The sequence below is a fragment of the Streptomyces sp. NPDC002838 genome (assembly GCF_040295365.1).
Lineage (GTDB): Bacteria > Actinomycetota > Actinomycetes > Streptomycetales > Streptomycetaceae > Streptomyces.
Map to the genome: position 1 here is coordinate 70,301 of NZ_JBEOVF010000022.1, position 14,972 is coordinate 85,272.

Sequence of the window (14,972 nt, forward strand, 5' to 3'; positions counted from 1 at the left end):
GGCGGCAACGCCCATGCGGCAGCGGCCAGTTCCTGGGCAGGTGGTGCTACCCCTCGAGGAACGCCACCAGCGCGTTGGCCAGCAGGTGCGGGTCGTCGGCGCCGCACAGCTCACGGGCGCTGTGCATCGACAGGATCGCCACGCCGATGTCGACGGTCCGGATGCCGTGGCGGGCCGCGGTGATCGGGCCGATCGTCGTGCCGCAGGGCATGGAGTTGTTGGAGACGAAGTGCTGGAAGGGCACGTCCGCCTTCTCACAGGCGGCGGCGAAGACGGCCCGGCCCGAACCGTCCGTGGCGTAGCGGTTGTTGACGTTGACCTTCAGGATCGGCCCACGGTTGACGCGCGGGTGGTGTGTCGGGTCGTGCCGCTCCGCGTAGTTGGGGTGGATCGCGTGGCCCGTGTCGGAGGAGAGACAGACGGTCCCGGCGAAGGCTCTCGCCCGGTCCTCGTACGACCCTCCGCGCGCGAACACCGAACGCTCCAGCACGCTGCCGAGCAGCGGGCCGTCCGCGCCCGTGTCCGACTGCGAGCCGTTCTCCTCGTGGTCGAAGGCGGCCAGCACCGGGATGTAAGGAAGGCCCGAGTCAGCCGCCGCCACCGCCGCCAGCGCGGCCGCGCCGGCGTGCACCGACAGCAGGTTGTCCATGCGCGGACCGGCGACCAGCTCCCTGTCGCGGCCGAGGTAGGCGGGGGGCTCCACGGAGTGGACCATCAGGTCCCAGCCGGTGACCTCGCCCGCGCCGATCCCGGTCTCCTCCTCCAGGAAGGCGATCAGATCGCCGTCGCGCACGTCGTTGCCCAGCCCCCAGATGGGCTGCAGGTGCCGCTGCTTGTCGAGCTTGAGGCCCTCCGAGGACACGGAACGGTCCAGGTGGATGGCGAGTTGCGGGACGCGTAGCAGCGGGCGGTCCACGTTCACCAGCCGCGTCGAACCGTCCCGCAGGGTGAGCCGGCCCGCGAGGCCCAGATCGCGGTCGAGCCAGGAGTTCATCAGCGGCCCGCCGTAGATCTCCACGGCGACCTGCCGCCAGCCGTGCGCCCCCGAGTCGGGCAGCGGCTTGACCCGCAGGTTGGGGGAGTCGGTGTGCGCGCCGACGATCCGGAAGGGGGTGTGAGCCGCGGCGCCCTCGGGGACGTACCACGCGATGATCGCCCCGCCGCGCAACACGTACTTGCCGCCGGTCGACCCGTCCCACGCGTCCGTCTCCGCGACCTGGCGGAAGCCGGCCTTCTCCAGCCGCTCGGCGGCGTTCGCCACCGCGTGGTACGGCGACGGGCTCGCCGTCAGGAAGGACATGAGGTCGTCGGTGTGGCCGCGGTCGAAGCGGGAGGGTGCGCTCATGGGTTCACCTTAACGACGATGGGGTTCACCTGAACGACGATGCGGTTCGCCTCGACGACGTACGAGAGCCCGCTCCCGTCCGACGGGAGCGGGCCCTCGTGAGGCCGATGGGGACCGGGCCTAGAACGCCGCCTCGTCCAGCTCCATCAGGTCCAGCTCGACGCCCTCGGCCACCTTGCGGGCCAGGGTCACGCCGGGCAGGACGTTGGCCGCGAAGAACTTCGCCGCCGTGATCTTGCCGGTGTAGAACGCCTTGTCCTTGGCGGAAGCCGTCTCCAGCTTCTCCGCCGCCACCGCCGCGCCCTTCAGCAGCAGGTAGCCGACGACCACGTCACCGGAGGCCATGAGCAGGCGGGTGGTGTTGAGGCCCACCTTGTAGATGTTCTTGACGTCCTGCTCGGTGGCCGCGAGGTCGGTGAGCATCAGGCCGACGATGGCCTCCAGCTCGACGGCCGCCTTTGCCAGGTGCTCGCGGGCCGAGGAGAGCTCCTCGCCGCCCGTGCCCAGCGCCAGGAACTTCTTGATGTCCTCGGCGAGGGAGTTCAGCGCCGCGCCCTGGTTGCGGACGATCTTCCGGAAGAAGAAGTCCTGGCCCTGGATCGCGGTCGTGCCCTCGTACAGGGTGTCGATCTTGGCGTCGCGGATGTACTGCTCGATCGGGTACTCCTGCAGGAAGCCGGAGCCGCCGAAGGTCTGCAGCGACTGGGCGAGCTGCTCGTAGCCCTTCTCGGAGCCGTAGCCCTTGACGATCGGCAGGAGGAGGTCGTTGAGCGCGTGCTCGGTGGAGGCGTCCTCGCCGTTCGCCTCCTTGACCGCGATCGCGTCCTGGACCGAGGCGGTGTAGAGGACCAGCGCCCGCATGCCCTCCGCGTACGCCTTCTGCGTGATCAGCGCGCGGCGGACGTCCGGGTGGTGGGTGATGGTGACCTTGGGCGCGGTCTTGTCCATGAAGTTCGCGAGGTCCGGACCCTGGACGCGCTCCTTGGCGTACTCCAGGGCGCTCAGGTAGCCGGTCGACAGGGTCGAGATGGCCTTCGTGCCGACCATCATCCGGGCGAACTCGATGATCCGGAACATCTGGCGGATGCCGTCGTGCTTGTCACCGATCAGCCAGCCCTTGGCCGGGTGGCGGTCGCCGAAGGTCATCTCGCAGGTGTTGGAGGCCTTCAGGCCCATCTTGTGCTCGACGTTCGTGGCGTAGGCGCCGTTGCGCTCGCCCAGCTCGCCGGTCTCGAAGTCGAAGAGGTACTTCGGCACGAGGAAGAGGGACAGGCCCTTGGTGCCGGGGCCGGCACCCTCGGGACGCGCGAGCACGTAGTGGAGGATGTTCTCCGACATGTCGTGCTCACCGGACGTGATGAACCGCTTGACGCCCTCGATGTGCCAGGAGCCGTCCTCCTGCTGGACCGCCTTGGTGCGGCCGGCGCCCACGTCCGAGCCGGCGTCCGGCTCGGTGAGGACCATGGTCGAGCCCCACTGCTTGTCGACGGCGATCTGGGCGATCTTCTTCTGGACGTCGTTGCCCTCGTCGAAGAGGATCCCGGCGAAGGCCGGGCCGGAGGAGTACATCCACACGGCCGGGTTCGCGCCCAGGATCAGCTCGGCGTACGACCAGATCAACGACGGGGGAGCCGTCGTGCCGCCGATCTCCTCGGGCAGGCCCAGGCGCCAGTACTCGGAGTCCATGAAGGCCTGGTAGCTCTTCTTGAAGGACTCCGGTACCGGAGCGGTGTTCGTCTCGGGGTCGAAGACCGGCGGGTTGCGGTCGGCGTCCGCGAATGACTCCGCGAGCTCGTTCTCCGAGAGGCGCGTCAGCTCCTCCAGGATGGATTTCGCGGTGTCCGTGTCCATCTCCGCGAACGGGCCGGTGCCGTACAGCTTGTCGCGCCCGAGCACCTCGAAGAGGTTGAACTCGATGTCGCGGAGATTCGACTTGTAGTGCCCCATGGCGACGGCTCCGTTGAGGGATTCGGCGAGGCACTGACTCCTCGCTCCTGGTTCACGTACCAACAAGTAGCTCCGATGATGCTACCCGTCGGTAATAAGAAGCAACCCCAAACGGACAGGTGTGACGCGTCAGACCGGCACCGTGAGCGTCGCCGTGTAGCCCTTCTCGACACTGCCCGTCACCGTCGCCAGCTGCTGCTCGTAGCCGTCGCTGAAGATGTTGTCCGACTCCAGGGACAGCCCGCCCATGTTGCTGACGCTCTCGCTGTAGCCGTCCGTCGCGTACACCGTGTCGCAGACGTCCTTCGGCAGCGCGAGCTGGGAGGTGTTCGTGATGGACGTGGCCGCCGTGGCGTCCTCCAGGCTGCCGTAGACCTCGAAGTGGATGTGCGGCCAGCGGCCCTGGTAGCAGCCGGGGAAGATGCTCTTGAAGGTGACCTGGCCCTTGTCGTCCGCCTCCTGGACACCCCGCAGGTAGTTCTCCTCCGTGACGCCGTCGGAGTACAGGGAGTAGTTGCCGTCCCGGTCGCAGTGCCAGGCGTAGACGGCGGCCCCCTTCTTCGGGGCCCCGCAGCCGGAGGCGGCGTCCACCACCGTGAGCGTGACGGTCAGGGGCACGCCCTCGGCGGTGCCGCCCGCGGAGTCGCCGAAGCTGGAGGTGATGTCGCTGCGGACGACACCGCTCTCCTTCAGCACGTTCACGCCGTTCGAGCCGTCGCCGGGGAAGGGGCCGGCCGTCTCGTCCGGGATCGTCGCGCACTCGGTGGACGAGGAGGAAGAGGAGGAGCTCCCGGCCGAGGAGGACGAAGGGGAGGACGAAGGGGAGGACGCCGAGGTCTCCTCATCCGAGGTGCAGCCCACCAGCGGCACCAGGCTCGCCCCCGCGAGCAGCCGGATCATCCGGCGGCGGGCGAGGACGGGGAGGTCGTAGGAGAGACCTCTGTCGTGCTCGTGGACGTCGTCGCCGTGGTGGTGTCCGCTCATGCCCGTGTCCCCTTGCCGGTGCTCGCTCGTGCTGCGCCGTTCCGTGGTGCGTTCTTGATACGTCGGACGCTATGGGTACCAGCCGTGCGAAACCAGGGTCCGCACCTGTCAACTCCCTGTGGAACGTGCGTGCGCCCGTACCGCCTCGCCCGCCCCGGTCCTCTCGGTACGCTTACGCCCATGTACGGCTACGACCAGAACGTGGGCGGCGGCGCGCAGCAGCAGTACGCCCCGCCGCAGCAGCCCATGTCCGGCGGCTACGGCCAGCAGCCGCCGCTCTACCCCGAGCCGTCCCCGCCCTCGCTCGCGGACGCGGTGCGGGCCTTCACCACCGGGCAGATGGCCGCCGAGGACTTCCAGCAGGTCTTCGCGACCTCGAAGGTCTACTGCCCGCGCGGTGACAACCCGGGCTTCCTCGCCCTGCACAACACCCAGCAGCCGGTGATCCCGATGTTCACCTCGCTGAAGGAACTGCGCAGGTACGCGGGCAAGGAGTCCAAGTACTTCGTGATCACCGGCGCCGAGGTGATCGACCTGCTCCCGACCGGGTACGGCTTCGTCCTCGACATGGAGGGCGAGCACCGGATGGTCTTCGACGCGAAGGCCGTGGAGCAGATGGTCGAGTTCGCGATGCGCCGGATGTATGGCGGCTAAGCGCTCCGCTGGAGGTGCCGCGATGTACCGTCGTTCCGCTGCGGCGCCGTCGTGGCTGGTCGCGCAGTTCCCGCGCCCCTTCGGACGCTGCCGAACCGCAGCGGATTTCATCAGCTCTTCCGGGGGCCTCCAGCGCTGCGGGAGTCGCAGGGCCAGCCCGTCGAGCACGCCCTCCAGGCTTGGCGAACTTGGCGTCGCGCATGGCGCGGGATCCGTGGTGGCGGCCGCCTCGGTCGCGGCGTAGCCCTCGGCCAGGTGCTCGTGTGCGGCGGCGCGACGCGTACGTCGCCCTTCACAAGATCGCTGAGCATGTAGTGGCCGAGGCTGAACGCACCGGTCGCGGAATCGCCCTGGAAGACCTCACGGGCATCCGCGAGCGGGTACGGCTGAACAAGCCCCAACGGGCCACCCTGCACTCCTGGGCGTTCCAGCAGCTCGGGCAGTTCATCGCGTACAAGGCCCGCAAGGCCGGGGTGCCGGTGGTGCACGTCGATCCGGCACACACCTCGCGCACCTGCGCCGAGTGCGGGCACCTCGACCGGGCGAACCGGGTCTCCCAGGCCTGGTTCGCGTGCCGGAACTGCGGATTCGTTGATCACGCAGACCGATGGGGCCACCTCCCGAGCGAAGTCGAGAGTGGGGGAGGCTCCCGCAACGTCCGCGCTCGTGCGTGGGAGTTGTGGCGACGCGGGGCCCAGTCAACGGCCCCTGCCCCACCATCGCGCCAGTGGGGCGGGGCTGGACGCAGACGCAGCATCACCGCCAGTGATGCCCGTCGTGCAAGCCCGTCGCTTTGGCGACGGGTAGTTGACCGGCGGTTCGCTCTCCCTCGCCCTGGTCCAGATCGGCAACGGCGGTCTGCTGCTGGTTCTCACCCAGTACCCGCAGTTCGTGCTCGGCTACTCGGCGATCGAGGCGGGCCTGGCCTTCGTGCCGCTGGCGGTGACGGCGCTGGTCGGCAACGGGGTGGGTGTGAAGCCGGCGGCGAAGATCGGCAACCGCTTCGTGATCCCGGCCGGCATGCTGATCATGGTCGCCTGCTTCGCCCTGATGACCACGGTCTCGGCCGACTCCGGCTTCGCGGTCCCGGCGGTGGCCCTCGGTCTGCTCGGTCTCGGCGCGGGTCTGGCGATGCCGGCCGCGGTCGGTGCGCTGATGAGCGCCATCCCCGCGGACAAGGCGGGCGTCGGCTCGGCCCTGAACGACACCATCCAGCAGGCCGGTACGGCGCCGGGCATCGCGATCCTGGGCTCGCTGCTGTCGAGCGGCTTCAAGGCGGAGATGCCGGCGGACGCGCCGGAGCGGGCCAAGCGCTCGATCGCGGAGACGCTGGCGGTCGCGAACGGCGACAGCGCTCTGGTGCGGGCGGCGCGGGAGGCCTTCACGGCCTCGATGTCGACGACCTTCACGGTGAGCGCGATCGGCGGCCTGGCGGCGGCGGTGCTGGCGACGCTGGTGATGCGGGACGGGAAGCCTTCGGAGGCCGGGGTGGAGTCGGGAGCGGACTCCGACTCCCACTCCCACTCCGACTCGGACTCGGACTCGGCGAAGGAGGCGGAGTTGGTCGCCTGACCCTGGTTGAGTTGTCCGGGAGGCCGGTGCCCTGCGCGGGGTACCGGCCTCCGGCGTTGTGGGAATGCTCTGCCGCCATTCTCGGTTGGGGCTGGCAGAAAGTTCAACGCTCAACTAAACTCTGAGCACAAGGAGGTACCGACATGCCTGCAGTGACCGTCGAGAACCCGCTGACGCTGCCGCGCGTCGCCGCTTCGGCCGATGCCGTGGCCCGTCCCGTACTCGCCGTCACGACCGCGCCCAGCGGTTTCGAGGGCGAGGGCTTCCCGGTGCGCCGTGCGTTCGCCGGGATCAACTACCGCCATCTGGACCCGTTCATCATGATGGATCAGATGGGTGAGGTTGAGTATCAGCCTGGGGAGCCGAAAGGGACCCCGTGGCACCCGCACCGCGGCTTCGAGACCGTCACCTACATCATCGACGGCATCTTCGACCACCAGGACAGCCAGGGCGGCGGCGGCACCATCACCAACGGCGACACCCAGTGGATGACGGCCGGCTCGGGCCTGCTCCACATCGAGGCGCCGCCGGAGTCGCTGGTCATGTCCGGCGGTCTCTTCCACGGCCTGCAGCTGTGGGTGAACCTGCCGGCCAAGGACAAGATGATGGCGCCGCGCTACCAGGACATCCGCGGCGGGCACGTACAGCTCCTCACCACCCCCGACGGCGGCGCGCTGCTGCGGGTCATCGCCGGCGAGCTGGACGGGCACGCGGGGCCGGGCATCACCCACACCCCGATCACCATGGTTCACGCGACCCTCGCGCCCGGCGCGGAGCTCACTCTTCCGTGGCGGGAGGACTTCAACGGCCTGGCGTACGTCCTCGCGGGCAAGGGCGCGGTCGGCGCGGAGCGCCGCCCGATCCACCTGGGCCAGACCGCGGTCTTCGGCGCGGGCTCCTCGCTGACGGTCCGCGCGGACGAGAAGCAGGACGCGAACACGCCGGACATGGAGGTCGTGTTGCTGGGCGGACAGCCGATCCGTGAGCCGATGGCGCACTACGGCCCGTTCGTCATGAACACCAAGGACGAGCTCCAGCAGGCGTTCGAGGACTTCCAGAAGGGGCGGCTGGGGACGATCCCGGCGGTGCACGGGATGTCCGAGGGCGGACTGTAGGCGGACTGCGGGCGGAATCTGGTCCGTGCTTCGAGCGATGATCGTCCGGCTTGACGTCCGTACTTGACCTTCAAGTCGCTTGAAAGTCGACACTCGCCAGCATGGACGACACCGACGGATTGATGAGCATCGGCGCCTTCGCACGCCAGGTGGGACTGGCGCCGAGTGCTCTGCGGTTCTACGACGACTGCGGCGTGCTGCCTCCTGCCCACGTGGACGAGGCGACCGGCTACCGGTACTACGCCCCGGACCAGGAGAACCGCGCGATTCTGGTACGGCGCCTGCGGGAAGCCGGCATGCCGCTGACCGACGCCTCGGCAGTGCTCGACGGCACGCGCGAGGAGGCCCGTGCCGTGCTGGCGGAGCACGCGCACCGGGCGCGGGAGACCGCGGAGTCGGCGCGGGTGGCGATCGAGCAGATCCTTCGCGAACTGCCGGGCGGGGCGGCCGGGACCAAGGTGCGGCTGGGCGGGGCGGAGCTGGCCAGCGCCGTACGGCAGGTCGCGCCGGCGGTGGTGAGCGGTGCCGGGCAGGCGGACTACCCGGTGCTCGGCTGTGTCCTCCTGGAGGTCCATCGCGAGGAGGTACGCCTGGTGGCCACGGACCGCTACCGCTTGGCGGTCCGTGCGCTTCGGCCGACCTCCACCGAGGGGATTCGGTCCGATCCGTGTCACGTCCTGGTCGATGTCCGCGAGTTGAAGGACGCCGCATCCTGGGCCATGCGTCTCCCGAACGTCGACATGGAAGTGGACGAGCAGGGGGTGAGGCTTCGAGGTGACGGCGCCGCGCGCGATCTCCCGACCGTCGACGGGACGTTCCCCGAGTACCGGATGATCCTGGATGACCTGCCGACGCCCCGGCACCGGGTCATCGCGGACCGGGCGGCTCTTCGTACGGTGATCGCCGATGCGGGGTACGAGGGCCCGGTGACGCTGCATGCCGAGGAGCAACGGCTCGAACTCACGTCCCATGGCTCGGGAACGTCCGGGTTGGCCGCGATCTGCACCGGGCCGCCGGTGCGCGTCGCCTTCGACCCGGCGGTGCTGGTTCCGGCCCTGGACGCCGGCGTCGGTCCCGACGTGCTGCTGGAGATCTCGTCGCCGGTGCAGCCGGTGGTGGTCCGCTCGGCCGACCAGGGCAGTTTCACGACGTTGGTGATGCCGGTTGAAGGCACTGGGGCCGGCCTACCTCACCGATCTCGGAACAGAGGACGACCGGACGCGGCTGGTCACGGCGTTGCACATGGTCCATGCGGCGGGGTGGCTGCCGGAGGAGGACCAGCACATGCTGCGGAACGCCCTCGGTGAGCTGTAGATCTCCGGCACGGTACGACGAGGCCCGAAGCCGCAACTTCGCTTTGCGACTTCGGGCCTGTCTCGTCTCTTGGCGTGGCTACGGCAGCACGTAGACCGGCACCCCGTCCGGAGCGCAGCCGGCCTGCCGTACGCATCCGCGCTTGAGCAGCATGCGCAGGCAGTCGTGGACGCGGTCGTGCGGGAGTCCGGTGTGGTTGGCGATCTCTTCGACGCGGTAACGGGCGCCGCCGTGCGGCAGGGCCGGGGCGAGGTAGGCCGCCACGGCGTGGACGTCCTCGGTGACGACGAGGTTCTTCGCCTTCCAGGTGGCGAGGAGTTCTTGGGGTGTCAGCTTCGGGGTGGAGTGGGAGCGGTCGGTGGGGCGTTTGAGGGCGTCGGCGACTTGGTGGGGCATGACGTATGCGGTGGTGCCGGTGGGGGTGGGTTGTACAGGGGACGGTTCCAGAGAGATCGACAACCCGGTCGCTCCACTCTTACCGCGCCCGTGACCTGCAAGTTTGCGCAAAGTGTGCGCTGTACAGACGCCCTTGTGCAAACTCACTCGGCCGTGCCGTGCACTCCCCTGCAACCCCGTTCCTCACCGCCCATACGGCGTTCGGCCCCCTCAGCGCGACGTCCCCAGCTGACGTATGGCCAGATGGGAAGGTGCAGGCACCGCAACCTTCTCCACTCCCGGAACCCGTCCGCCGCCTCGCCGCCTGGTGTGCCGTAGCCCTGCTCGTCGCCGGAGTCGTCTATGTCGGGATCCGGTTGGCCGTGGAGTTCCGTACCGCCGTCGTCCCCGTGCTGCTCGCGCTCCTCGGGACCGCTCTGCTCGGGCCCTTCCACCGGCGGCTCGTCAAGGCCAAGGTCAACCGGTCCGTCGCCGCCGGCGTCACCTGTGTCGCCGTCATGGGCGTCGTCGGTGGGGCCGTGTACATCGTCGTCGCCGCCCTCATCGACACCGGGGACGAGATCGTCGCCTCGCTCAAGAACGCGGCGCAGGGGCTCAGCGACCACTTCGGGGCCGCCGGGACCTCGCTCGACGACCTCGCCTCCAACGCCAAGGAGCTGCTGACCAAGTTCGGCGGGACCGCCGCCTCCGGGGTCATCAGCGGCGTGAGCGTCGTCGGCGAGACCATCGCCATGGCCGTACTCGCTCTGCTCCTCGTCTTCTTCTTTCTGCGGGACTCCGACAAAGCCGCCGACACCTTGCGGGCCCTCACGCCGCACCACAGCGGCGACCTCCTGGAGGCCATCGCCAGGCGGGCCTACCAGGCTGTCGAGGGGTTCATGCGCGGGACGACCCTCATCGCGCTCATCGACGCCCTGTGCATCACGGTCGGGCTGCTGGTTCTCGATGTTCCGGGGGCCGTGGGGTTGGGAGCGCTCGTCTTCGTGGGGGCTTACATCCCCTACCTCGGGGCCTTCATCTCGGGTGCGGTCGCCGTGCTCGTGGCGCTGGCCGACCGGGGGTTCGTGATCGCCTTGTGGGCGCTGGGGGTGGTCCTGGCGGTTCAGGTCCTGGAGGGGCATGTGCTGCAGCCCATGATCCAGAGCCGCACCGTGCAGATGCATCCCGCCGTCGTCATGGTGGCCATCACGGCGGGGGCCTCCGTCGCCGGCGTTCTCGGGATGCTGCTCGCCGTGCCGCTCACCGCCGCCGCCTTCGGGGTCGTCCACGAACTGAGGATGCGTTACGGAGCAGCGGAGGAGGCCGCCCCTACGACCCCGTCGGCCGACTCCGCGTCCGCCGACTCATAGAGCTCGAACCAGATGCTCTTCCCCTCGCCCCGCGGATCCACCCCCCACACCTCCGCCAGCAACTCGATCAGCATCAGCCCGCGGCCCGACGAGGCCAGCTCGCCGGGCCTGCGTTTGTGCGGGAGGTCGTCGCTGGTGTCCGTCACCTCGACGCGCATCCGGCGCGCGCCCGGCTCGCCCCTCACCTCGGCCAGCAGCAGTGCGTCGGCGTCCGTGTGGACCAGGACGTTGGTCAGCATTTCGGAGAGCAGCAGGACCGCGGAGTCGATCTGGTCCTGGCAGGGCCAGTCGTGCAGCAGCTCCCTCAGATGCTGGCGGGCCACCGCCACCCGCTCCGGTTCCGCCTGGGCCACCGACAGCATCGTGCGGCGGATCCTGGGCCGTAGGGCGATCGAGCCGCCGCAGCCGCAGCCCTCGCCCTCCCGGCACAGCAGCAGGACGGCTATGTCGTCCTCGCGGCGGTCGGCCAGGGGGCCGGTGGTGTGGTGGGAGGACGGGCCGTGCACCGCCTGGACCAGGGCGTCGGCGAGTTCCTCCAGGTCGCCCTCGTGTTCCTCGAGGATCGCGCGGATCCGTTTCCAGCCGCTCTCCATGTCGTGGCCGCCGGTCTCGATCAGGCCGTCGGTGCACAGCAGCAGGGTCTCGCCGGGTTCCAGGGTGATCCGGGTGGTGGGATAGTCGGCGTCCGGGTCGATGCCGAGGGGCAGGCCGCCGGCCGTGGGGCGGGTCAGGATCGTGCCGTCCGCCATGCGGATCGCCGGGTCCGGATGGCCGGCGCGGGCGACGTCCAGGATGCCGGTCGTGGGGTCGACCTCCACGTACAGGCAGGTCGCGAAGCGGAGATCCGAGGGGTCCTCGTCGCCGTACGTCATCCCGTGCAGGAAGCGGGACGCCCGGGAGAGGACCGCGTCCGGGCGGTGGCCCTCCGAGGCGTAGGCGCGCAGTGCGATGCGGAGCTGGCCCATCAGGCCCGCCGCCCTGACGTCGTGGCCCTGCACGTCACCCATGACCAGGGCGAAGCGATCGTTCGGCAGCGGGATCATGTCGTACCAGTCGCCGCCGACCTGGAGGCCGCCGCCGGTGGGGACGTAGCGGGCGGCCACGCTCATGCCGGGAATCCGGGGGCCCAGCGTGGGGAGCATGCTGCGTTGCAGGCCGTCCGTCAGTTCCCGCTCCGACTCGGCGATCCCCGCCCGGGACAGCGCCTGCGCGAGCATCCGCGCCACCGTCGTCAGGACGGACCGCTCGTCCGGCGTGAACGCCACCGGGTAGGTGAAGGCCGCCATCCAGGCGCCCATCGTGCGGCCGGCGACCGTCAGCGGCAGGAACGCCCAGGACTGGCGGCCGAAGTGCTGGGCGAGCGGCCAGGTGACCGGGTAGCGGGACTTGTAGTCCTCGGGGGAGGAGAGGTAGACCGCGCGGCCGGTGCGGACGACCTCGGCGGCCGGGTAGTCCGTGGACAGCGACATGTGGGAGAAGGGGTTCTCGTCGCCGGGCTGGTGTCCCTGGTGGCCGATGATCGTCAGGCGGTCGCCCTCGACACCGAAGACGGTCAGGCCGTCCGGGGAGAAGCCGGGCATGGCGAGGCCTGCCGCCACCCTCAGGACCTCGGCCGTCGAGCGGGCCTCGGCCAGGGCGCGGCCCGCGTCCAGCAGGAACGCCTCGCGGGAGCGGCGCCAGTCGCCGGTGACCGGGGTGCGTGCGGCCGCGCCCGGCGGGGGCTCGGTGACCTCCTGGAGGGTGCCGATCAGCTCGTAGTCCCCGGTGGCCGGGTCGATGACCGGCTTGGAGCGGCTGCGGACCGTACGGGTCACGTGGCCCTGCTCGTCCATGATCCGCAGCCGGGCCTCGGCGAGGGTGCCCTCGGCGGCGGCGAGCTGCACGATGCCGTCGATCTCGTTCCAGTCGACGGGGTGGAAGCGGGAGCGGATTCCGGCCTCCGTGAGGGTGACCGGCTCGGCGGGCAGCCCGACCAGCCGCGCGGCCTCGGCGTCCAGCATGACGAGGCCCGCGGTGTTGTCCCAACGCCACAGGCCGGTCGCGAGGGCGGCGAGAACCTGCCCCACGGCGGGCAGGGGCTCACCAGTGCGCATTGCCCCACCTTAAGAAGAGGCGGTCGGAGAGTGCCACTGTTCATGGCGATGGCACTCTCCTGGGACCCTCCCTGGACTCTCACGGGCGCGGCCCTTAATGGTGGGGAGCCGATCTTGGGGTGCCCGGTACGCTTGGGGGAGTTTCACGTGAAACGAGCCTTCACGTGAAACGAGCCCTCCGATCCGCGAAGACTGGATGAAACGACGATGCATCGGTACAGGTCCCACACCTGCGGCGAGCTCCGCGCCTCTGACGTCGGCACCGACGTCCGGCTGAGTGGCTGGCTGCACAATCGGCGCGACCTGGGCGGCATCCTCTTCATCGATCTGCGCGACCACTACGGCATCACGCAGCTCGTGGCCCGCCCCGGCACGCCGGCGTACGAGGCCCTCGACAAGCTGACCAAGGAGTCCACGGTCCGCGTCGACGGCAAGGTCGTCTCCCGAGGCACCGAGAACGTCAACCCCGACCTGCCCACCGGCGAGGTCGAGGTCGAGGTCGGCGAGGTCGAGCTGCTCGGCGCCGCCCAGCCGCTGCCCTTCACGATCAACACCGAGGACGGGGTCAACGAGGAGCGGCGCCTGGAGTACCGCTTCCTGGACCTGCGCCGCGAGCGCATGCACCGCAACATCATGCTGCGTACGGCCGTCATCTCGGCCATCCGGCACAAGATGACGGCGCTGGGCTTCAACGAGATGGCGACGCCGATCCTCAGCGCCACCTCCCCGGAGGGCGCGCGCGACTTCGTGGTCCCGTCCCGCCTGCACCCGGGCAAGTTCTACGCCCTCCCCCAGGCCCCGCAGCAGTTCAAGCAGCTGCTGATGATCTCGGGCTTCGACCGGTACTTCCAGATCGCGCCCTGCTTCCGTGACGAGGACGCCCGCGCGGACCGTTCGCCGGGCGAGTTCTACCAGCTCGACGTGGAGATGTCCTTCGTCGAGCAGGAGGACGTCTTCCAGCCGATCGAGAAGCTGATGACGGAGCTGTTCGAGGAGTTCGGCAACGGCCGTCACGTCACGTCCCCCTTCCCGCGCATCCCGTTCCGCGAGGCCATGCTGAAGTACGGCTCCGACAAGCCGGACCTGCGGGCCCAGCTGGAGCTCGTCGACATCACGGATGTCTTCGAGGGCTCGGAGTTCAAGGCCTTCGCGGGCAAGCACGTACGCGCCCTGCCGGTACCGGACGTGTCCGCGCAGCCCCGGAAGTTCTTCGATCAGCTCGGTGACTTCGCGGTCTCGCAGGGCGCGAAGGGGCTGGCCTGGGTGCGAGTGACCGAGGACGGCTCGCTGACGGGCCCGATCGCGAAGTTCCTGACCGAGGAGAACGTCGCGGAGCTGACGAAGCGCCTGTCCCTGTCGGCCGGCCACGCGGTGTTCTTCGGCGCGGGCGAGTTCGACGAGGTATCGAAGATCATGGGCGCGGTGCGGGTCGAGGCCGCCAAGCGTGCCGGGCACTTCGAGGAGAACGTCTTCCGCTTCTGCTGGATCGTCGACTTCCCGATGTACGAGAAGGACGAGGAGACCGGCGCGATCGACTTCTCGCACAACCCGTTCTCCATGCCGCAGGGCGGCCTTGAGGCCCTGGAGACCCAGGACCCGCTGGACATCCTCGGCTGGCAGTACGACATCGTCTGCAACGGCGTCGAGCTGTCCTCCGGCGCGATCCGGAACCACGAGCCCGACATCATGCTCAAGGCCTTCGAGATCGCGGGCTACGACCGTGAGACCGTCGAGGAGCAGTTCGCGGGCATGCTCCGCGCCTTCCGCTTCGGTGCCCCGCCGCACGGTGGCATCGCGCCCGGCGTCGACCGCATCGTGATGCTGCTGGCCGACGAACCGAACATCCGCGAGACCATCGCCTTCCCGCTCAACGGCAACGCCCAGGACCTGATGATGGGCGCGCCGACGGAGCTGGAGGAGGCGCGGCTGAGGGAGCTGCACCTGTCGGTGCGCAAGCCGCAGCCGAAGTAAGGCACACCTGGTACGTCTGTGAATGGCTCGGAACCGAGGTCGGTTCCGAGCCATTCGCCGTATGCGGGCTGTTACCAGGAGAGCTGACGGACGTAGTCGCTGTGTGGGGCGGGCGTGTGCGTACACGCTCGCCCCGTTCATATGTATGGACATCTGCTCAACCCATTGACCCGGAAGCAACCCCTCCGTAGCGTGCCCTGGTGCCCGCGTACGTGATTGCTGTTCACGTATG

General features: G+C 69.5%; 10 protein-coding genes and 2 pseudogenes. 7 read left to right on the plus strand and 5 right to left on the minus strand.

Annotation, left to right across the window (positions count from 1 at the left end; genetic code table 11):
• Positions 1-46: 46 nt before the first annotated feature.
• The 3 genes from ABT063_RS26400 to ABT063_RS26410 all read right to left on the minus strand — a co-directional run bounded on the left by ABT063_RS26400 (position 47) and on the right by ABT063_RS26410 (position 4,276).
• Positions 47-1,345, minus strand: a complete 1,299-nt coding sequence (locus ABT063_RS26400) for a M18 family aminopeptidase (RefSeq protein WP_351061078.1) — start codon at positions 1,343-1,345, stop codon at positions 47-49.
• A gap of 120 nt (positions 1,346-1,465) precedes the next feature.
• A complete protein-coding gene (locus ABT063_RS26405) occupies positions 1,466-3,292 on the minus strand; it encodes an acyl-CoA dehydrogenase (RefSeq protein WP_351061081.1) in 1,827 nt (608 codons plus the stop codon).
• A gap of 129 nt (positions 3,293-3,421) precedes the next feature.
• Entirely contained in the window at positions 3,422-4,276 is an 855-nt protein-coding gene (locus ABT063_RS26410) for an intradiol ring-cleavage dioxygenase (protein ID WP_351061084.1), read from the minus strand.
• A gap of 180 nt (positions 4,277-4,456) precedes the next feature.
• Between ABT063_RS26410 and ABT063_RS26415 the strand changes: the two genes are divergently transcribed.
• The 5 genes and pseudogenes from ABT063_RS26415 (at position 4,457) to ABT063_RS26435 (ending at position 8,924) form a co-directional block, all read left to right on the plus strand.
• A complete protein-coding gene (locus tag ABT063_RS26415) occupies positions 4,457-4,930 on the plus strand; it encodes an SseB family protein (RefSeq protein ID WP_351061087.1) in 474 nt (157 codons plus the stop codon).
• A gap of 287 nt (positions 4,931-5,217) precedes the next feature.
• Positions 5,218-5,721 (plus strand): annotated as a pseudogene (locus ABT063_RS26420) (IS200/IS605 family accessory protein TnpB-related protein); the annotation flags it as partial.
• Between the two features lie 19 nt (positions 5,722-5,740).
• Positions 5,741-6,502: pseudogene (locus tag ABT063_RS26425) on the plus strand (MFS transporter); the annotation flags it as partial.
• Between the two features lie 143 nt (positions 6,503-6,645).
• Positions 6,646-7,617: a pirin family protein gene (locus ABT063_RS26430; protein ID WP_351061090.1), complete on the plus strand. Its 972-nt coding sequence runs from the start codon at positions 6,646-6,648 to the stop codon at positions 7,615-7,617.
• A 101-nt stretch (positions 7,618-7,718) separates the two neighbouring features.
• On the plus strand, positions 7,719-8,924 hold the full coding sequence (locus ABT063_RS26435) for a DNA polymerase III subunit beta family protein (protein WP_351061093.1): 1,206 nt from the start codon (positions 7,719-7,721) through the stop codon (positions 8,922-8,924).
• An 85-nt stretch (positions 8,925-9,009) separates the two neighbouring features.
• Here ABT063_RS26435 and ABT063_RS26440 read toward each other — a convergent pair whose 3' ends face one another.
• Positions 9,010-9,327: a helix-turn-helix domain-containing protein gene (locus ABT063_RS26440; protein WP_351061095.1), complete on the minus strand. Its 318-nt coding sequence runs from the start codon at positions 9,325-9,327 to the stop codon at positions 9,010-9,012.
• Positions 9,328-9,578: 251 nt separating this feature from the next.
• Between ABT063_RS26440 and ABT063_RS26445 the strand changes: the two genes are divergently transcribed.
• Positions 9,579-10,676, plus strand: a complete 1,098-nt coding sequence (locus ABT063_RS26445; protein ID WP_351061098.1) for an AI-2E family transporter — start codon at positions 9,579-9,581, stop codon at positions 10,674-10,676.
• Here ABT063_RS26445 and ABT063_RS26450 read toward each other — a convergent pair.
• Positions 10,610-12,769 carry a SpoIIE family protein phosphatase gene (locus tag ABT063_RS26450; protein ID WP_351061101.1) on the minus strand — a complete coding sequence of 720 codons (2,160 nt, stop codon included), beginning with the start codon at positions 12,767-12,769 and terminating at the stop codon, positions 10,610-10,612. The genes ABT063_RS26445 and ABT063_RS26450 overlap by 67 nt on opposite strands.
• A 207-nt stretch (positions 12,770-12,976) precedes the next feature.
• On the opposite strand from ABT063_RS26450, the gene aspS reads away from it, so the two are divergent.
• Positions 12,977-14,740 (plus strand): aspartate--tRNA ligase, encoded by a 1,764-nt coding sequence (gene aspS / locus ABT063_RS26455; RefSeq protein ID WP_351061103.1) that lies wholly within the window; start codon positions 12,977-12,979, stop codon positions 14,738-14,740.
• The last annotated feature ends 232 nt before the right edge of the window (positions 14,741-14,972 follow it).

What these genes read in the sequence shown, in the direction of transcription:
- ABT063_RS26400 (WP_351061078.1), bottom strand. Translation starts at nt 1,345, where the DNA reads ATGAGCGCACCCTCCCGCTTCGACCGCGGCCACACCGACGACCTCATG.
- ABT063_RS26450 (WP_351061101.1), bottom strand. Translation starts at nt 12,769, where the DNA reads ATGCGCACTGGTGAGCCCCTGCCCGCCGTGGGGCAGGTTCTCGCCGCC.
- ABT063_RS26440 (WP_351061095.1), bottom strand. Translation starts at nt 9,327, where the DNA reads ATGCCCCACCAAGTCGCCGACGCCCTCAAACGCCCCACCGACCGCTCC.
- ABT063_RS26415 (WP_351061087.1), top strand. Translation starts at nt 4,457, where the DNA reads ATGTACGGCTACGACCAGAACGTGGGCGGCGGCGCGCAGCAGCAGTAC.
- ABT063_RS26410 (WP_351061084.1), bottom strand. Translation starts at nt 4,276, where the DNA reads ATGAGCGGACACCACCACGGCGACGACGTCCACGAGCACGACAGAGGT.
- aspS (WP_351061103.1), top strand. Translation starts at nt 12,977, where the DNA reads ATGCATCGGTACAGGTCCCACACCTGCGGCGAGCTCCGCGCCTCTGAC.
- ABT063_RS26435 (WP_351061093.1), top strand. Translation starts at nt 7,719, where the DNA reads ATGGACGACACCGACGGATTGATGAGCATCGGCGCCTTCGCACGCCAG.
- ABT063_RS26405 (WP_351061081.1), bottom strand. Translation starts at nt 3,292, where the DNA reads ATGGGGCACTACAAGTCGAATCTCCGCGACATCGAGTTCAACCTCTTC.
- ABT063_RS26430 (WP_351061090.1), top strand. Translation starts at nt 6,646, where the DNA reads ATGCCTGCAGTGACCGTCGAGAACCCGCTGACGCTGCCGCGCGTCGCC.